This window comes from Pseudomonas sp. FP453, from assembly GCF_030687495.1.
Classification (GTDB): domain Bacteria; phylum Pseudomonadota; class Gammaproteobacteria; order Pseudomonadales; family Pseudomonadaceae; genus Aquipseudomonas.
Map to the genome: position 1 here is coordinate 5,455,370 of NZ_CP117435.1, position 17,382 is coordinate 5,472,751.

Sequence of the window (17,382 nt, forward strand, 5' to 3'; positions counted from 1 at the left end):
CAGCACAATTAAGAAGGTTTACAGATAACGCTGTGCATCACTTGCACCGTACGGCCCGAAGCTTTTCCGGGCCGCGAGCGGCAGGCAAGTCTTTCAGCCAAACCACCTTGGCCGAGCGCAAAGACTCTTGGGCGAGCGGGGAGGCCTGCCCAAACGATGCGCGGTGGTGATTGGACTCCAGGAAAACCTTGATCAGTTCAAGCTCTGCCTGGCTCAAGCCACGCAACTCCAGCTCCTCAGGCCGCTCATCACACAATCGGCCCGCTGTTTTTGCTGCATCCAATGCACGACCCAAACGGTCGATCAGTCCTTCGTACAACTGCGGTTTCGTTAAAGTTCGCTGCGATTCAGCCATCCCCTCACCTCATTGAAGAAAAGTCTTGCTCCCCAATAAACAGCGTAGCCCCCGTGGCTGCACCTGCCTGGTGCCGCGACAGACGGCCCCTGCTGCGCAATCAGGGTTTCCCTCGATAGAGTGGGGTCATGTATGCTACGGCGCTTCCTGTAACTCCACTTCCCGCAGGGTTTGGGCACGGACGCGCCGCTTTTTGGTGTCGATCAACCTGAACGTTGCACCGAAGAGGATTAGGCCACCCCTATTCAGTTCAAAAGTAGCCATGCACGAACAATATCAGCCCCGTGAAATCGAAAATGCCGCCCAAACCTTCTGGGACGAGCAAAAGTCCTTTGAAGTCAGTGAACAGCCAGGCAAGGAGACTTACTACTGCCTATCGATGTTCCCTTACCCCAGCGGCAAGCTACACATGGGGCACGTGCGCAACTACACCATCGGCGACGTCATCTCGCGCTACCAGCGCATGCTCGGCAAGAACGTCCTGCAACCCATGGGTTGGGACGCCTTCGGCATGCCGGCGGAAAACGCCGCGATGAAAAACAACGTGGCCCCCGCCAAGTGGACCTACGAAAACATCGCCTACATGAAGACCCAGCTGCGCAGCCTGGGCCTGGCGGTGGATTGGTCCCGCGAAGTGACCACCTGCAAGCCGGATTACTACCGCTGGGAACAATGGCTGTTCACGCGCCTGTTCGAAAAAGGCGTGATCTACAAAAAGAGCGGCACCGTCAACTGGGACCCGATCGACCAGACCGTACTCGCCAACGAACAGGTGATCGACGGTCGCGGCTGGCGTTCCGGCGCGCTGATCGAAAAGCGCGAAATCCCGATGTACTACTTCAAGATCACCGCCTACGCGGATGAACTGCTGTCGAGCCTCGACGACCTGCCGGGCTGGCCTGAACAGGTCAAGACCATGCAGCGCAACTGGATCGGGCAAGTCCAAGGGCATGGAAGTGCAGTTCCCGTACAACGTCGATTCCATCGGCGTTGCTGGCGCACTGAAAGTCTTCACCACCCGTCCAGACACCTTGATGGGCGCGACCTACGTTGCCGTGGCCGCCGAGCACCCGCTGGCCACTCAAGCCGCACAGAACAACCCTGAGCTGCAGGCGTTCATCGCCGAATGCAAAGGCGGCAGCGTGGCCGAAGCCGACGTCGCCACCCAGGAGAAAAAAGGCCTGCCGACTGGGCTGTTTGTTGAACATCCATTGACTGGCGAGAAGTTGCCGGTGTGGGTCGCCAACTACGTGCTGATGCACTACGGCGATGGCGCTGTAATGGCAGTGCCGGCCCACGACGAGCGTGATTTCGAGTTCGCCACCAAGTACGCCCTGCCGATCAAGTCCGTGGTGCGCACCAGCTCCGGCGAGACCAACCCGGCCCCGTGGCAAGACGCCTACGGCGAGCACGGCACGCTGATCAATTCCGGCGAGTTCGACGGCCTGGACTTCCAGGGCGCGTTCGACGCCATGGAAGTGGCACTGATCAAGAAAAACCTGGGCGCCTCGCGCACCCAATTCCGCCTGCGCGACTGGGGCATCAGCCGCCAACGCTACTGGGGCTGCCCGATCCCGATCATCCACTGCGAAACCTGCGGTGACGTGCCCGTACCGGAAGACCAACTGCCGGTCGTCCTGCCGGAAGACGTGGTGCCGGACGGCGCCGGTTCGCCGTTGGCGCGCATGCCTGAGTTCTACGAATGCAGCTGCCCGAAATGCGGCCAGCCGGCCAAGCGTGAAACCGACACCATGGACACCTTCGTCGAGTCCTCGTGGTACTACGCCCGCTACGCCTCGCCGCACTACGAGGGTGGCCTGGTGGAGAAATCCGCAGCCGACCATTGGCTGCCGGTGGACCAGTACATCGGTGGTATCGAACACGCCATTCTTCACCTGCTGTACGCACGCTTCTTCCACAAGCTGATGCGCGACGAAGGCCTGGTGAGCTCCGACGAGCCGTTCAAGAACCTGCTGACCCAAGGCATGGTGATCGCCGAGACCTACTACCGTCGTGAAGCCAATGGTGCCTACACCTGGTTCAACCCGGCGGACGTCGAGCTGGTGCGTGACAGCAAAGCCAAGGTCATCAGCGCCAAGCTGATCTCGGACGGCCTGCCGGTGGAAATCGGTGGTACCGAGAAGATGGCCAAGTCGAAGAACAACGGCGTCGACCCACAGTCGATGATCGACCAGTTCGGCGCCGACACCTGCCGCCTGTTCATGATGTTTGCCTCGCCGCCGGACATGAGCGCCGAATGGTCCGACTCCGGCGTCGAAGGTTCGCACCGCTTCCTCAAGCGCGTCTGGCGCCTGGCGCACGCCCATATCAGCCAGGGCCTGCCGGGCAAACTGGACGTGGCCGGCCTGAGCGATGAGCAGAAAGTCATTCGTCGCAGCACGCACCTGGCCATCCGCCAAGCGAGCCAGGACGTGGGCCAGAACCACAAGTTCAACACCGCCATCGCCCAGGTGATGACGCTGATGAACGTGCTGGAAAAAGCCCCGCAGGCGACCGAACAGGACCGCGCGCTGATTCAGGAAGGCCTGGAAACGGTCACCCTGCTGCTGGCGCCGATCACACCGCACATCAGCCACGACCTGTGGAACCGACTGGGCCACGACGGCGCGGTCATTGATGCGGCCTGGCCAAAGCAGGATGACAGCGCACTGGTCCAGGACACGCTGCAACTGGTGATCCAGGTCAACGGCAAGCTGCGTGGCCAGATCGACATGCCGGCCAGCGCCAGCCGTGAAGACGTCGAAGCCGCCGCGCGCGTCAACGAGAACGTGCTGCGCTTCACCGAAGGCCTCACGATCCGCAAAGTGATCGTCGTGCCTGGCAAACTGGTCAATATCGTCGCCAGCTAAATCGGATCGGGCGCGGGGTTCGAACCCCGCGCCGAACAAAACCTTCAGGGCCTCGATAAGGCCCACCTGGTTTCAAGGGGAGCAACACAATGATCAAACGCAATCTGCTGGTGATGGGCCTTGCCGTACTGCTGAGCGCTTGCGGCTTCCAGCTGCGCGGTACCGGCACCAATGACCTGACGATCAAGGAACTGGATGTCAGCGCACGCGACGCCTACGGCGATACCGTGACCCAGCTGCGCCAGGTTCTGGAAAGCAGCGGCGTGCACGTCTACACCGGCGCGACCTACAAGCTGTTCCTGGCCAACGAGAAAGATACCCAGCGCAACCTGAGCTACGCCAGTGCTGGCCGCGCATCGGACATTGAACTGGCCACCGAGCTGATCTTCGAAGTCCGTGGCCGTGATCAGTTGCCGCTGATGGGTGACAAGATCGTCGTGCAGAAAATCGTCAGCCACGATGGCAACAACCTGGTCGGCTCAGACTCCGAGACCATCCAGGTACGCAAGGAAATCCGTCGCGAACTGGTACAGCGCGTGATGTTGCGCCTGCAGATGCTCACACCGGAAAAACTCGCAACCTTGCAGCAAGCCGCCGACAACAAGGCCAAGGCTGACGCCGACGCCCTGAAAGCCGCGCAAGAGTACGAAGACAACACGCCGAAACAATCGCCTGTTGAAGTCCCTGTCGAGTAAGCCAGACGGGGCGCCCCAGGCGCCCCGTTCGCCCCGCCTATGAAACTCGCCCCCGCCCAACTCGCCAAACACCTGCAAGGTGGCCTTGCACCTGTCTATATCGTCAGCGGTGATGACCCGCTGCTGTGCCAGGAAGCCGCCGACGCCATCCGCACCGCCGCACGCCAGCAAGGTTTCGATGAACGCCAAGTGTTCAGCGCCGACGCCAGTTTCGACTGGGGCACGTTGCTGCAAGCGGGGGCGAGCATGTCGCTGTTCGCCGAAAAACGCCTGCTGGAACTGCGCCTGCCGTCCGGCAAGCCCGGTGACAAGGGCGCTGCAGCCCTGATGGAATACTGCTCACGCCCGGCCGAAGACACGGTGCTGTTGATCAGCCTGCCCAAGCTCGACGGCAGTGCGCAGAAAACCAAGTGGGGCAAGGCGTTGGTGGAGGGTGCGCAGACCCAGTTCATCCAGATCTGGCCGGTGGACAGCAATCAGTTGCCGCAATGGATTCGTCAGCGCCTGTCCCAGTCGGGGCTGTCGGCGACGCAAGATGCTGTGGAACTGATCGCCGCGCGGGTAGAAGGCAACTTGCTGGCCGCCGCCCAAGAGATCGAAAAGCTCAAGCTGATGGCCGAGGACGGGCAGATCACCGTCGAAACCGTGCAAGGTGCGGTGGCTGACAGTGCGCGGTTTGACGTGTTCGGGCTGGTGGATGCCATTCTCAACGGCGAACCCGCCCACGCCTTGCGCATGCTCGAAGGCCTGCGCGGCGAAGGCGTGGAGCCACCGGTGATTCTCTGGGCCCTGGCCCGTGAGCTGCGGGTGCTGGCCAATATTGCCCTGCAATACAGCCAGGGCACGCCATTGGACAAATGCTTCAGCCAGGCCCGGCCACCGGTGTGGGACAAGCGCAAACCCCTGATGAGCAAAGCCCTGCAACGGCACTCGGCGCAACGCTGGGCGCAGCTGTTGCTGGAAGCTCAGCGCATCGATGCGCAGATCAAGGGCCAGGCCGCGGGCTCGCCGTGGATGAGTTTGAGCCGCCTGTCGCTGTTGATGGCCGGCCAGCGCCTGACACTGCCTGCCGAATAAACCCCTCCAGACACTGCACTTCCCTGTGGGAGCTGGCTTGCCTGCGATAGCGGTGTATCAGTGGCAGAGATGCCAGCTGACCCACCGCTATCGCAGGCAAGCCAGCTCCCACATTTTTGATCGCATTTACAATTTCTAAGAGGTGCCAGCCTTTACAGCGGCCAAACTTCGGCAGATGATTTGCCCCGTTCCAACCCACCCAGAGAGTACCCACCATGAGCAAAAAGCCATCCAAGCATGGCCCCAACAAGGCCAAGTCCATCATCGCCCAGCCACTGTTCCGCAGCCGTCAGGAACGCGCCGGCAAGGGCAAAGGCAGCTACCGCCGCGAAGCCTTCCAGTCTAATAGCTGGGAGGCTTCTTACTTTCTGGCTGCCTGAAGGCAAGCGCCCCTTTGGCATGATAAGGTCTGCACCTGATTTGTAATCCCTGGACCTGTGCATGCCCTCTTGTCTCTCCCGTCGTTGGCACCTTCGCCAATTGATCGCTGCCTCCAGCCTCATTCTGCTCGTCGCCTGTGCGGAGAAACCGACCGCCGCCGACGCTCAACCCCTGCCGAAACTCCAGACCGCTCCAGTCGTGGCCCCCGCTGTCGTGGCGCCCCTGGCCGTGGACAACCTGGATATCCAGCCGACCCAGACCTTCGCCGAATGGCAGGCCGGGTTTCGCGAGCAAGCCCTGAAAGCCGGGATCACGCCTGCCGTCTTTGACAATGCCTTTGCCAACGTCACGCCAGACATGGCCGTCATCCGCGCCGACCGCAGCCAGCCGGAATTTTCCCGGCCGGTGTGGGAATACCTCAACGGCGCCCTGTCGCCGCTGCGTGTGCGCAATGGCCAGGCACTGCTGATCAAGTACGCCGACATCCTGCAACGCATCGAAGAGCGCTATGGCGTGGATCGCCAGGCCCTGGTCTCGGTATGGGGCATGGAAAGCAACTTCGGCCAGTTCCAGGGTAACAACTCGGTGATCCGTTCCCTGGCGACCCTGGCCTATGAAGGCCGTCGCCCGGCGTTTGCCCAGGCGCAACTGCTGGCGGCGCTGCAAATCATCCAGCACGGTGATATCCAGGCCGATCAGATGAAAGGCTCCTGGGCCGGCGCCATGGGCCAGACCCAGTTCATCCCGACCACCTACAACACCCATGCCGTGGATTTCGATGGCGACGGTCGCCGCGATATCTGGAACAGCCCGGCCGACGCCCTCGCCTCCACCGCGCACTACCTGCAAAGCTCCGGCTGGCAGAAAGGCCAGCCGTGGGGGTTTGAGGTCAATCGACTGCCAGCAGACTTCGATTACGCCCTGGCCGATGGGGGTGTGCGCAAGACCGTCGCCGACTGGCTGAAACTGGGCATCCAGTTGCCACCTGGCGCGAGCATGCCGCCGAACGTCGACCAGTTGTCCGCCGCCCTGCTACTGCCGGCGGGTTACCGTGGGCCAGCGTTCCTGGTGCTGGATAACTTCCGCGCGATCCTCAAGTACAACAACTCGTCGTCCTACGCGCTGGCGGTCGGCCTGCTGTCGGAACGGTTTGGTGGCGGTGGTGTGATTCGTGGCGATTGGCCGAAGGATGAACTGCCGCTGAGTCGTTCCCAGCGCATCGACTTGCAGACCGTGCTGAACGCCAAGGGCTATGAGGCCGGCAACCCGGACGGGATTATCGGCGCCAATACGCGCAAGGCGATTCGGGCGGCGCAGCAGTCGTTGGGGTGGCCGGCGGATGGGTATCCTACTGTGAAGCTGTTGGAGTCTTTGCAAAACCGATAAGTCTGCTTATGGCTACTACCGCTATCGCAGGCAAGCCAGCTCCCACATTCGACCGCATTCCAAAGGATGTACACGGTTGAATGTGGGAGCTGGCTTGCCTGCGATGACGCCATCACAAGCACCAACTATCTAAAGACCACATCCTGCTCCAACACCAACCGCTGCTCCCCCGCATCCAGCCGCACCAACGCGCCCATCGGCAGCGTCAGGTTCGGATCACAATGCCCACTGCGCCACCCAGCCAGCACCGGAATGCACAGCGGCTCGAAGGTCTGCTTGAGCAAGCGCTCCAACGCCGTCGGGTCCACACCTGCCACATCCCCCACCAGCACACCGGCAACCTGCGCCAGCTTGCCCGCCAGGCGCAGGTGCGTGAGCAGGCGGTCGATACGGTAGATCGGCTCGTTGACGTCCTCGATCAGCAGGATGATGCCTTCGGCGTCGATCTCAAAAGGCGTGCCCATCACCGCCGCGATCATCGACAAGTTGCCCCCCAGCAAGCGCCCACAGGCGATGCCTGGGGCAATTGTGGTCAACGGGTAGGCCAGCGGGTGCGCCAGCACGCTGCCCGCGCCGAGATCGCCGCGCAGCATGCCGAGCAGAGAAGACTCGGTCGGAGGCTGCTTGTCGCCCAACAGGTCGGCATTGAGCATCGGCCCGTGGAAGGTCACAAAACCCGCATAGCGGCTGATGGCCAGATGCAGGGCAGTGATGTCGCTATAGCCGACGAACGGCTTGGGGTTGTGCCGTAGCAGGTCGAAATCCAGGCGATCAAGCAGGCGCGGTGTGCCGTAGCCGCCACGCAGGCAGAAGATGGCGTCGATGTGGGGGTCGGCGAACGCACGGTGGAGGTCGTCTAGACGGCTTTGATCGCTGCCGGCGAGATAGCCGTCGCGCTCGTAGACACCGGGGAAGATTCGCAGGTCGTAGCCGCGAGCGCGCATCCATTGGCCGGCTTTTTCCACATCCAGGGTGGCCGGGCCAGCAGGGGCAATCAGGCCGATGGTGCCTTCGGGGCGCAATGCAGGTACGGCAATGCTCATGCACATCTCTCCCTAACTAACGCAAAACGAAATGTGGGAGCTGGCTTGCCTGCGATAGCATCACCTCGGTGTATCAGTCGCACCGAGGTGATGCTATCGCAGGCAAGCCAGCTCCCACACAAGTCCGCTCCCAGATCTGAGCAGCGGTATTTACGAAACCAGGCTCGCCTTGACCAGCTTGGCCTGCTCGTCAGCGTGGTACGACGAACGCACCAACGGGCCCGACGCGACATTCTTGAAGCCCATCTTGTAGCCTTCCTCGGCAAACCAGGCAAAGGTGTCCGGGTGCACAAAGCGCTGCACCGGCAAGTGGCTGCGGGACGGTTGCAGGTACTGGCCCAGGGTCAGCATGTCGATGTCGTGTTCGCGCATGCGCTTCATGACTTCGATGACTTCTTCGTCGGTCTCGCCCAGGCCCAGCATCAGGCCGGATTTGGTCGGGATGTGCGGCATCATCTGCTTGAATTTCTGCAGCAGGGTCAGCGACCACTGGTAGTCCGAACCCGGGCGCGCGGCCTTGTACAGGCGTGGCACGGTTTCCAGGTTGTGGTTGAACACATCTGGCGGCTCGGCGGCGGTGATTTCCAGGGCGACGTCCATGCGGCCACGGTAGTCCGGCACCAGGGTTTCGAGCATCACGTTCGGCGACAGCTTGCGGATCTCGCGGATGCAGTCGGCAAAGTGCTGGGCACCGCCGTCACGCAGGTCATCGCGGTCTACCGAGGTGATCACCACGTACTTGAGGCGCAGGTCGGCGATGGCGATGGCCAGGCTTTCCGGCTCGTTGACGTCCAGTGGCTTCGGTCGGCCGTGGCCCACGTCGCAGAACGGGCAACGACGGGTGCAGATGTCACCCATGATCATGAAGGTGGCGGTGCCGCCGGAGAAGCACTCACCCAGGTTCGGGCACGAGGCTTCTTCGCACACGCTGTGCAGCTTGTGCTTGCGCAGCAGGGCCTTGATACGGTCGACTTCCGGCGAAACCGGGATGCGCACGCGGATCCAGTCGGGTTTCTTCGGCAGTTCGGTGGTCGGAATGATCTTCACCGGGATGCGTGCAACCTTCTCGGCGCCGCGCAGCTTGACGCCGGCTTCCACCTTGGCACGCGGGGCCGGGGCCGGACGATCGGTAACGTCCACCGTCGGGATCATGGTTTGCACTGCATCAGTAGTCATAATCAGTCGATTCCGCCCGTAAGGGTCGTCTGCTCAGCATAGTCGAGGTGTTTGACGAGCTGCGCACGCAGCCGGGCACTAACCTCGGCAAATTTAATCGGTGTGGCATGGTCGCTCAGCTGGGTCATCGCCAGCCCGGCATAACCGCACGGGTTGATCCGACGAAACGGCGCCAGGTCCATGTCCACGTTCAGGGCCAGGCCGTGAAAGGAACAACCGTGGCGAATGCGCAGGCCCAGGGAGGCGATTTTCGCGCCATCCACGTACACGCCAGGTGCATCGGGCTTGGCCGCGGCGGTCACGCCGTAGCTGGCCAGCAGCTCGATCAGGCATGTTTCCATGCGGCTGACCAGGTCGCGGACACCAAAACCCAGCTTGCGCACATCCAGCAACAGGTATGCGACAAGTTGTCCCGGGCCATGGTAAGTCACTTGGCCACCTCGGTCGACCTGCACCACCGGAATATCCCCCGGCAGCAGCAGATGCTCAGCCTTGCCGGCCTGGCCCTGGGTGAACACCGGCGGGTGCTCCACCAGCCAGATCTCGTCCGGGGCCGAAGTACCGCGCTCGTTGGTGAACCGCTGCATCGCATGCCAGACCGGCTCGTAGGCCATCTGGCCGAGCTCGCGAAAGCCCAGGACGCCTGACATCACAGCACCATGTGCACGAAGCCGGTGGCCCGCAGTTCGCTGTTGATGTCGTAGAGCTGGTCTTGACCGGTCGCAACGATGTGCAACTGGATCGTGGTGTATTTACCGTTGGTGCTCGAACGCTCGTCCACCCGGTTGTCGTTGATCGTCGCGTGTTTGCGCACGATATCGATGATCTTGTCTTTGTTGCCCACGCCGGTATCGCTGATCACTTTGACGGGATAATCCGTCACTGGGAATTCGATCTTTGGCGCCTTTACTTCGGTATCGGTCATGGCGTAACGGCCTCGTAAGCGTAAGCCGTGGCGACGGGCAAAGCCCCGCGTCAGATCAACGCGGGGCTGTGCAGGTGCACACTTATCAGTTGAACAAGCTGTAGAAGAATAGACGGATGCTATCCCACACGCGGCGGAAGATACCACCTTCGTCGACGGCGTCCAGCGCGATCAGGTCGGCGCTGTGCACCACCTTGTCGTCCAGTTTCACTTCGACCTTGCCGATCACGTCACCCTTGGCGATTGGTGCAACCAATTGCGGGTTCATGGTCATGCTGGCAGCGAGCTTTTTCAGCTGGCCTTTAGGCATGGTCAGGGTCAGGTCTTCAGCCAGGCCGGCCTTGACTTGGGAGGTCGCGCCTTTCCACACCGGCGCGGTCGCCAGCTCAGCACCCTTCTGATAGAAGGTCTGGGTTTCGAAGAAGCGGAAACCGTAGGTCAGCAGTTTTTGCGTCTCGGCCGCACGGGCCTGCTCGCTGTTGGTGCCGAAGACCACGGCGATCAGGCGTTGGCCATCACGTACGGCGGACGACACCATGCAGTAGCCGGCCTCGTCGGTGTGGCCGGTTTTCAGGCCATCGACGGTCTTGTCACGCCACAGCAGCAGGTTGCGGTTAGGCTGCTTGATGTTGTTCCAGAAGAATTCCTTCTGGGAGTAGATCGCGTAGTGCACCGGGTCGACACGAATGATCGCGCGCGCCAGGATCGCCATGTCGTGAGCCGACGAATAGTGCTCAGGGTTTGGCAGGCCGGTCGGGTTCATGAAGTGGCTGTTGGTCATGCCCAGGTCAGCCACGGTTTTGTTCATCATGTCGGCGAAGGCGTCTTCGCTGCCGGCGATGTGCTCGGCCAAGGCTACGCTGGCGTCGTTGCCGGACTGGATGATGATGCCGTGCAGCAGGTCGCTCACGGTCACTTGCGAACCGACCTTGATGAACATCCGCGAACCGCCGGTGCGCCAGGCGTTTTCGCTGACGGTCACCGGGTCGTTTTCGCCGATCTGGCCGCGACGGATTTCCAGGGTCGCGATGTAGGCGGTCATCAGCTTGGTCAAGCTGGCTGGGGGCAGACGCTGGTCACCATTGCTCTCGACCAGCACGTTGCCGCTGGCGGCATCCATGAGGACCCAGGCCTTGGCGGCCAGTTGCGGGGAAGCCGGCACCATTTCAACCGCCCAGGCGGCCGGGGTGATGATCAGCGAAAGGAGCAGGCACGTGCGTTTGGCTAAGGAGGTGATGTTCATCCGTCTCTCGAAATTGCTTATGGAAACTTGCCCTCGCGGGCAAAACTTATTCAGACAGGCCGTTGCCAGACTGTCGCGTGTTCGGTTGCCCGCTCACCCCTTGCCCCTGGGTTTTATTGTTCAACGAGCCAACAACCAGGGTTCAGGCCCACATTCGGGCCCGGACCTTCAATCTTTTGTTATTCGGCGGTGACCACGCTGGGTTGCCCCAGGTTGGCCATGCGCACGCTGTTCTGCACTTGCGCGACTTCACCCGGCGTGCCAATCGGCCCCATGCGTACACGGTGCAGGGTCTGCTGGTTACGCACGATGGAGCTGATAAAGACTGGCGCGCTGACCATGCCGCTGAGTTTCGACCTTAGCAGCTCTGCCGCATCCGGGTTGGCGAAAGCGCCGACCTGCAGGTATTGCCCGCCCGCCATCGAAGCCCCCGGCACGGCGCGCGGCACTACCACGGTATCCGGTGCATGCTGTTGCGGCGGCGGTGTCCACTGTTCGATCTTGCCGGCCGATGCGTTCACCTGCGGCTGCTGGCTGGTCGGCTCGTTGAGCATCAACGGTGCCGGCTTACCGCGCTGGGCCCAGTATTGCGCCGGGTCGATACCTTCGACCTTGACCCGCGCCGTACCGGTTTCGGCATAGCCGAGTTTCTTGGCGGCAGCGTAGGACAAGTCGATGATGCGATCGGAATAGAACGGCCCACGGTCATTGACCCGCAGGATCACCGTGCGGTTGTTGTCCAGGTTGGTCACCCGTACATAGCTGGGCAGCGGCAGGGTCTTGTGCGCCGCGCTCATGCCGTACAGGTCATACACTTCGCCGTTGGCGGTGTTCTGGCCGTGGAACTTGGTGCCGTACCAGGACGCCGTGCCGGACTGCACGTAGGTCTTGGATTCCTGCAGCGGGAAGTAATTCTTGCCCAGCACCGTATACGGGTTGGCCTTGTACGGCCCGGTGTGCAGGGTTGGCGTGGCATCCGGGATCTTCGACACATCGACATCCCACCACGGCGCGCCATCTTTGTGCGCACGGTTGATGTCCAGCCCCGGCTGGGAACGGACCACCGCCCCCCCGGACTTCTGCGCCGGACCACGGCTGGTGGAGCAACTGACTACCAACAAGGACAACGCGGCAAACGCCACCAGCTTGAGCGGTTTTTGGATCGGCGATACCCGCATTACTTGTTGCCCCGTGCTTGGACCAGCATGTCTGACAGCTGATGTACGGCCATGGCGTACATCACACTGCGGTTATAACGCGTGATTGCGTAGAAGTTCTTCAGGCCCATCCAGTATTCCGGGCCGTTTTCGCCTTCGAGACGGAACGCCGTGACCGGCATGTCATCGCGTGGCGCATTCTGACTCGACCACCCCAGCGCCCGCAACTCCCCGACCGTCTTGACCGGCTCGATGCCCTGGGTGAGGCCTTCATCGGCGCGCTCCCCGGCCACATCGGCGCGGATCACCACCGGTTCGCCAGCAACCCAGCCGTGGCGCTTGAAGTAGCTGGCGACACTGCCGATGGCGTCGTCGGGATTGCTCCAGATATTGATATGGCCGTCGCCGTCAAAGTCCACCGCGTAGGCGCGGAAGCTGCTCGGCATGAACTGCGGCAAGCCCATCGCACCGGCGTAGGACCCCTTGAGCGTCAGTGGATCGACCTGCTCTTCGCGGGCCAGCAGGAGGAATTCACGCAGCTCCTTGCGGAAGAACTCGGCGCGCGGCGGGTAATCGAAACCCAGGGTCGACAAGGCGTCGATCACCCGGTAACTGCCGGTATTGCGCCCGTAAAAGGTTTCGATGCCAATGATCGCGACGATGACCTGGGCCGGCACCCCGTATTCCTGCTCGGCGCGGGCCAGTACGGCCTCGTGCTGGCGCCAGAAATCCACACCCCGCGCCACGCGGGCGTCGGTGAGGAACATCGGGCGATATTCCTTCCATTGCTTCACCCGTTCCGCCGGGCGGGAGATGGCGTCGAGGATCGCCTGCTTTTTCTGCGCCTCGCGGAACACACCCATCAGCTGTTCACCGGCGAAACCGTAGTCGCGGGTCATTTCACCGACAAATTCGGCGACCTGGGGTGAACCATCGTAGTCACCGGCCTGCGCCTCTTGCGTTGCGCCCAGCAGGCCAATCAGGCCCATCCAGGACGCGTGCCGAGTCGCCCAGCCGCGCATTACTTGCATTGACATCTTCACCTTATTCAAACCTGTGCGATCCATTTGCGATGCGTATGAATCGACATCAAAACCCCAAACGCTGACAGCAATGTCACCAGCGAAGTTCCGCCGTAGCTAATGAATGGCAACGGCACCCCAACCACCGGCAGCAGGCCACTGACCATACCGATGTTGACGAAAACGTAAACAAAAAAAGTCATGGTCAGGGCGCCGGCAAGCAATTTGCCGAACAGCGTCTGCGCCTGGGCGGTGATCACCAGCCCGCGACCAATCAACAACAGATAGATCAGCAACAGCGCGCAAATGCCCACCAGGCCGAACTCTTCGCCCATCACCGCAATAATGAAGTCGGTGTGGCTCTCCGGCAGGAAGTCCAGGTGCGACTGGGTGCCCAGCAGCCAGCCCTTGCCAAACACGCCGCCGGAACCGATGGCGGCTTTCGACTGGATGATGTTCCAGCCGGTGCCCAGCGGATCGCTCTCAGGATCAAGGAAGGTCAGAATCCGCTGCTTCTGGTAGTCATGCATAAAGAAGAACCACATGGCCACGGCCACCGGCACGGCGGCGGCGAGCACGCTGAGGATCCAGCGCCAGCGCAAGCCGCCCATGAACAGCACGAACGCGCCGCCCGCGAGGATCAGCAACGAGGTGCCGAGGTCCGGCTGGCGCACGATCAGGATGAACGGTATGCCGATCAGGATCAGGCTCACGCCCACGTGCTTGAGCTGTGGCGGCAAGGTGCGCTTGGACAGGTACCAGGCGATGGTCGCCGGCATCAGGATCTTCATGAATTCCGACGGCTGGAAGCGGATCACCCCCGGAATGTTGATCCAGCGGGTCGCGCCCATGGCGTTGTGGCCCATCACGTCCACCACCACCAGCAACAACACGCCGGCGACGTAGCCGAGGGGCACCCAGCGCGCCATGAAACGCGGCTCCAGCTGGGCGATCACCACCATCGACAACAGGCCCAGGCCAAACGACGAGGCCTGCTTGATCAGCAGGTCCCAGTTCTTGCCGCTGGCCGAATAAAGAACGAACAGGCTGCCGGCCGCCAGGGTCAGCAGCAGGATCAGCAATGGACCATCGATGTGCATGCGTTGCAGCAACGTCGCACGGCGACGCATCACATCCTCGCTGGAGAGGATGCGGTCAAAATTACTCTTCACTGGCCGTAACCTCGGTGCTTGAAGGGGGGCCGCCATATTCGGACTTGAGTCGGCCATCGTCGGCCAACAGCCAGGCGTCCATGATCTGGCGCACCACCGGGGCCGCGACGCCGGAACCGGACTCGCCGTTCTCGACCATCACCGCCACCACGATTTTCGGGTCGTCGGCCGGCGCGAAGCCGACAAACAAGGCGTGGTCGCGGTGGCGTTCCTGGACCTTGGTGCGGTCGTATTTCTCGCCCTGCTTGATCGCCACCACCTGGGCGGTACCGCTCTTGCCGGCAATGCGGTACTGCGCGCCAATCGCCGCCTTGCGCGCGGTACCACGGGCGCCGTGCATCACTTGCTGCATGCCGTGGTTGACCTTGGTCCAGTCCGACGGGTCGCGCAGCACAATGTCGGGGATCGGGTTCTCATCCACCGGCTTTTCGCCTTCGATGGTCTTGGCCAGGTGCGGACGGTTCCAGATGCCCTTGTTGGCCACCAGCGCCGTGGCCTGGGCCAGTTGCAGCGGCGTGGCCTGCATGTAGCCCTGGCCGATCCCGAGGATCAGGGTTTCACCCGGGAACCACGCCTGGCGACGGGTCGCGCGCTTCCACTCCCGCGACGGCATCAGGCCCGGGGATTCTTCGAACATGTCCAGGGAGACTTTCTGACCGAGGCCGAACTTGCCCATGTAGGCAGACAGTCGGTCGATCCCCAGCTTGTGGGCCAGGTCGTAAAAATAGGTGTCGTTGGAGCGCATGATCGCGGTGTCCAAATCGACATAGCCGTCACCGGTGCGGTTCCAGTTACGGTATTTGTGATCGTAGTTGGGCAGCATGTAGTAGCCGGGGTCATAGACTCGACTGGAGGCCGTGACCACGCCCGCGTCCAGGCCGGCAATCGCCACCGCTGGCTTGATCGTCGAGCCCGGCGGATACAGGCCGCGCAGCACGCGGTTGAACAGCGGCCGGTCGATGGAATCGCGCAACTCGGCGTAGGCCTTGAAGCTGATGCCGGTGACGAACAGGTTGGGGTCGAAACTCGGCTGGCTGACCATCGCCAACACTTCGCCCGTGGTCGGGTCCAGTGCCACGACGGCACCACGCCGCCCGCCCAGGGCCATCTCGGCCGCTTCCTGCAACTTGATGTCCAGGCTCAGCACGATGTCCTTGCCCGGCACCGGATCGGTGCGCTTGAGCACCCGCAGCACACGGCCACGGGCGTTGGTCTCGACTTCTTCGTAACCCACCTGGCCGTGCAACTCGGGCTCGTAGAAACGCTCCACGCCCGTCTTGCCGATATGGTGGGTGCCGCTGTAGTTCACCGGATCAAGGGTCTTCAGCTCTTTCTCGTTGATCCGCCCCATGTAGCCAACGGAGTGGGCAAAGTGCGGCCCTTGCGGGTAATGCCGCACCAACTGCGCCACCACTTCCACACCTGGCAAACGGAACTGGTTCACCGCAATCCGCGCGATCTGCTCTTCAGTCAGCTCAAACAGGATCGGCACTGGCTCGAATGGCCGGCGCCCCTGCTTCATGCGCTTTTCAAAGATCACCCGATCTTCCGGGGTCAGCTGCAATACCTCGACGATCACATCGAGGACCTGCTGCCAGTCGCCGGAGCGTTCGCGGGTCATGCTCAGGCTGAAGCTGGGCCGGTTGTCCGCCACCACCACGCCATTGCGGTCGAAAATCAGGCCACGGGTCGGTGGAATCGGCTGCACATGCACCCGGTTGTTTTCCGACAATGTGGAGTGATAGTCGTACTGGATCACCTGTAGGAAATACAGGCGCGCAATCAACACTCCGATCAATCCCACCACCAAAAACGCGCCAAAGACTACGCGCGCGCGTACCAGACGTGCGTCTTTCTCGTGGTCCTTGATGCGGATCGGCTGGGTCATCGGGAGGAGCGCAGACTATTTGTGGTAAGGGTGCCCGGACAGGACTGTCCAGGCGCGATACAGCTGTTCACCGATCAGAATCCTTACCAACGGGTGCGGCAACGTGAGCGCCGACAGCGACCAGCGCTGGTCGGCCCGCGCACAGACTTCCGGCGCCAGCCCTTCGGGGCCGCCGACCATGAAGTTGACCGTGCGTGAATCCAGGCGCCAGCGATCCAGTTCCACCGCCAACTGCTCGGTGCTCCAGGGTTTGCCGTGCACTTCCAGGGTGACGATGCGCTCGTTGGGGCCGACCTTGGCCAACATGGCTTCGCCTTCCTGACGGATAAAGCGCGCCACGTCGGCATTCTTGCCCCGGGTATTGAGCGGTATCTCTACCAGTTCCAGCGACAGCTCGGCGGGCAGACGCTTGGCATACTCGTGCCAGCCTTCTTCCACCCACTTGGGCATGCGTGAACCGACAGCAATCAGACGCAGGCGCACAGCCGTTCCTTATTCCTGGTCTTTGTTGAGCTTGTCGAAGTGCGCGTGGCCCACTTCCGGGCTGTGGTGCTTGCCATCGGCGGCACGGCTCTGCTCGGCGCCTTTCCACAGGCGTTCCAGGTCGTAGAACTGGCGGGCGTTGGAGGTCATCATGTGCACGATCACGTCGTCCATGTCCAGCAGCACCCAGTCGCTGTCGCCCTTGCCTTCTTCACCCAGCGGCTTCACGCCTTGGGCTTTGACGGCTTCACGGACTTTATCGAGCATCGCGCCGATCTGGCGGTTCGAGGTACCGGTAGCGATGATCATGAAGTCGGTGATGCTTTGCTTGTCACGTACGTCCAGCACCTGGATGTCCTGGGCTTTAACATCTTCCAGGGCCGCCACGGCGACTTTTACCAGCTCTTCGCCAGCCAGTTCCGGGCCAACGTGGGCTTCAACCGGCAGCGGCGCGCTTTTGAAGGTGCCTTTGCGCTTAACTTTGCTTACGTCTTTGTTCGTCATATAAA

16 protein-coding genes and 1 pseudogene are annotated in these 17,382 nt (G+C 61.9%); 5 read left to right on the forward strand and 12 right to left on the reverse strand.

The genetic code is table 11. The features are described from left to right. Positions 1-37: 37 nt before the first annotated feature. A complete protein-coding gene (locus tag PSH87_RS24820; protein WP_017735638.1) occupies positions 38-355 on the reverse strand; it encodes a hypothetical protein in 318 nt (105 codons plus the stop codon). A gap of 262 nt (positions 356-617) precedes the next feature. Here PSH87_RS24820 and leuS point away from each other — a divergent pair. From leuS to PSH87_RS24845, 5 genes and pseudogenes are all read left to right on the forward strand, one after another. After that, positions 618-3,225 (forward strand): annotated as a pseudogene (leuS, locus tag PSH87_RS24825) (leucine--tRNA ligase). Between the two features lie 89 nt (positions 3,226-3,314). Further along, positions 3,315-3,920 carry an LPS assembly lipoprotein LptE gene (gene lptE, locus PSH87_RS24830; protein WP_305431475.1) on the forward strand — a complete coding sequence of 202 codons (606 nt, stop codon included), beginning with the start codon at positions 3,315-3,317 and terminating at the stop codon, positions 3,918-3,920. Positions 3,921-3,959: 39 nt separating this feature from the next. Continuing rightward, positions 3,960-4,997, forward strand: coding sequence for a DNA polymerase III subunit delta (holA, locus tag PSH87_RS24835; protein WP_033896443.1), 1,038 nt, complete (start codon positions 3,960-3,962; stop codon positions 4,995-4,997). Between the two features lie 215 nt (positions 4,998-5,212). Further along, entirely contained in the window at positions 5,213-5,377 is a 165-nt protein-coding gene (gene arfA, locus PSH87_RS24840) for an alternative ribosome rescue factor ArfA (protein WP_003176285.1), read from the forward strand. A gap of 61 nt (positions 5,378-5,438) precedes the next feature. Then, on the forward strand, positions 5,439-6,764 hold the full coding sequence (locus PSH87_RS24845; protein ID WP_026136658.1) for a lytic murein transglycosylase: 1,326 nt from the start codon (positions 5,439-5,441) through the stop codon (positions 6,762-6,764). A gap of 125 nt (positions 6,765-6,889) precedes the next feature. Here PSH87_RS24845 and PSH87_RS24850 read toward each other — a convergent pair whose 3' ends face one another. From PSH87_RS24850 to rsfS, 11 genes are all read right to left on the reverse strand, one after another. Beyond that, positions 6,890-7,807 carry an LD-carboxypeptidase gene (locus PSH87_RS24850; protein WP_017735633.1) on the reverse strand — a complete coding sequence of 306 codons (918 nt, stop codon included), beginning with the start codon at positions 7,805-7,807 and terminating at the stop codon, positions 6,890-6,892. Between the two features lie 150 nt (positions 7,808-7,957). Next, complete coding sequence (gene lipA, locus PSH87_RS24855; RefSeq protein WP_017735632.1) at positions 7,958-8,959, reverse strand: lipoyl synthase; 1,002 nt, start codon at positions 8,957-8,959, stop codon at positions 7,958-7,960. A gap of 26 nt (positions 8,960-8,985) precedes the next feature. Next, complete coding sequence (gene lipB / locus PSH87_RS24860) at positions 8,986-9,633, reverse strand: lipoyl(octanoyl) transferase LipB (protein WP_017735631.1); 648 nt, start codon at positions 9,631-9,633, stop codon at positions 8,986-8,988. Beyond that, the gene (locus tag PSH87_RS24865; protein WP_017735630.1) at positions 9,633-9,908 is read right to left on the reverse strand and encodes a DUF493 domain-containing protein; all 276 of its coding nucleotides are present in this window, start codon (positions 9,906-9,908) and stop codon (positions 9,633-9,635) included. Before PSH87_RS24865 ends, lipB begins: the two co-directional genes overlap by 1 nt. An 85-nt stretch (positions 9,909-9,993) precedes the next feature. Continuing rightward, positions 9,994-11,151: a D-alanyl-D-alanine carboxypeptidase family protein gene (locus tag PSH87_RS24870; RefSeq protein ID WP_017735629.1), complete on the reverse strand. Its 1,158-nt coding sequence runs from the start codon at positions 11,149-11,151 to the stop codon at positions 9,994-9,996. A gap of 179 nt (positions 11,152-11,330) precedes the next feature. Continuing rightward, positions 11,331-12,329, reverse strand: coding sequence for a septal ring lytic transglycosylase RlpA family protein (locus tag PSH87_RS24875; RefSeq protein ID WP_305431478.1), 999 nt, complete (start codon positions 12,327-12,329; stop codon positions 11,331-11,333). Further along, entirely contained in the window at positions 12,329-13,339 is a 1,011-nt protein-coding gene (gene mltB, locus PSH87_RS24880; protein ID WP_026136657.1) for a lytic murein transglycosylase B, read from the reverse strand. Before mltB ends, PSH87_RS24875 begins: the two co-directional genes overlap by 1 nt. A gap of 17 nt (positions 13,340-13,356) precedes the next feature. Then, entirely contained in the window at positions 13,357-14,460 is a 1,104-nt protein-coding gene (gene rodA / locus PSH87_RS24885; protein WP_017735626.1) for a rod shape-determining protein RodA, read from the reverse strand. 31 nt (positions 14,461-14,491) lie between these two features. Then, entirely contained in the window at positions 14,492-16,390 is a 1,899-nt protein-coding gene (gene mrdA, locus PSH87_RS24890) for a penicillin-binding protein 2 (RefSeq protein ID WP_017735625.1), read from the reverse strand. A gap of 15 nt (positions 16,391-16,405) precedes the next feature. Continuing rightward, positions 16,406-16,873 (reverse strand): 23S rRNA (pseudouridine(1915)-N(3))-methyltransferase RlmH, encoded by a 468-nt coding sequence (gene rlmH, locus PSH87_RS24895; protein ID WP_003176297.1) that lies wholly within the window; start codon positions 16,871-16,873, stop codon positions 16,406-16,408. Between the two features lie 9 nt (positions 16,874-16,882). Further along, entirely contained in the window at positions 16,883-17,377 is a 495-nt protein-coding gene (rsfS, locus tag PSH87_RS24900) for a ribosome silencing factor (protein WP_003176298.1), read from the reverse strand. Positions 17,378-17,382 lie beyond the last annotated feature (5 nt).

Excerpts from the sequence above, each read along its gene's own strand:
- PSH87_RS24820 (WP_017735638.1), bottom strand. The coding sequence starts at position 355 with ATGGCTGAATCGCAGCGAACTTTAACGAAACCGCAGTTGTACGAAGGA.
- rodA (WP_017735626.1), bottom strand. The coding sequence starts at position 14,460 with ATGCGTCGCCGTGCGACGTTGCTGCAACGCATGCACATCGATGGTCCA.
- mrdA (WP_017735625.1), bottom strand. The coding sequence starts at position 16,390 with ATGACCCAGCCGATCCGCATCAAGGACCACGAGAAAGACGCACGTCTG.
- PSH87_RS24865 (WP_017735630.1), bottom strand. The coding sequence starts at position 9,908 with ATGACCGATACCGAAGTAAAGGCGCCAAAGATCGAATTCCCAGTGACG.
- lipA (WP_017735632.1), bottom strand. The coding sequence starts at position 8,959 with ATGATCCCGACGGTGGACGTTACCGATCGTCCGGCCCCGGCCCCGCGT.
- PSH87_RS24875 (WP_305431478.1), bottom strand. The coding sequence starts at position 12,329 with ATGCGGGTATCGCCGATCCAAAAACCGCTCAAGCTGGTGGCGTTTGCC.
- PSH87_RS24845 (WP_026136658.1), top strand. The coding sequence starts at position 5,439 with ATGCCCTCTTGTCTCTCCCGTCGTTGGCACCTTCGCCAATTGATCGCT.
- PSH87_RS24850 (WP_017735633.1), bottom strand. The coding sequence starts at position 7,807 with ATGAGCATTGCCGTACCTGCATTGCGCCCCGAAGGCACCATCGGCCTG.
- rsfS (WP_003176298.1), bottom strand. The coding sequence starts at position 17,377 with ATGACGAACAAAGACGTAAGCAAAGTTAAGCGCAAAGGCACCTTCAAA.
- arfA (WP_003176285.1), top strand. The coding sequence starts at position 5,213 with ATGAGCAAAAAGCCATCCAAGCATGGCCCCAACAAGGCCAAGTCCATC.
- mltB (WP_026136657.1), bottom strand. The coding sequence starts at position 13,339 with ATGCAAGTAATGCGCGGCTGGGCGACTCGGCACGCGTCCTGGATGGGC.
- lipB (WP_017735631.1), bottom strand. The coding sequence starts at position 9,633 with ATGTCAGGCGTCCTGGGCTTTCGCGAGCTCGGCCAGATGGCCTACGAG.
- lptE (WP_305431475.1), top strand. The coding sequence starts at position 3,315 with ATGATCAAACGCAATCTGCTGGTGATGGGCCTTGCCGTACTGCTGAGC.
- holA (WP_033896443.1), top strand. The coding sequence starts at position 3,960 with ATGAAACTCGCCCCCGCCCAACTCGCCAAACACCTGCAAGGTGGCCTT.
- PSH87_RS24870 (WP_017735629.1), bottom strand. The coding sequence starts at position 11,151 with ATGAACATCACCTCCTTAGCCAAACGCACGTGCCTGCTCCTTTCGCTG.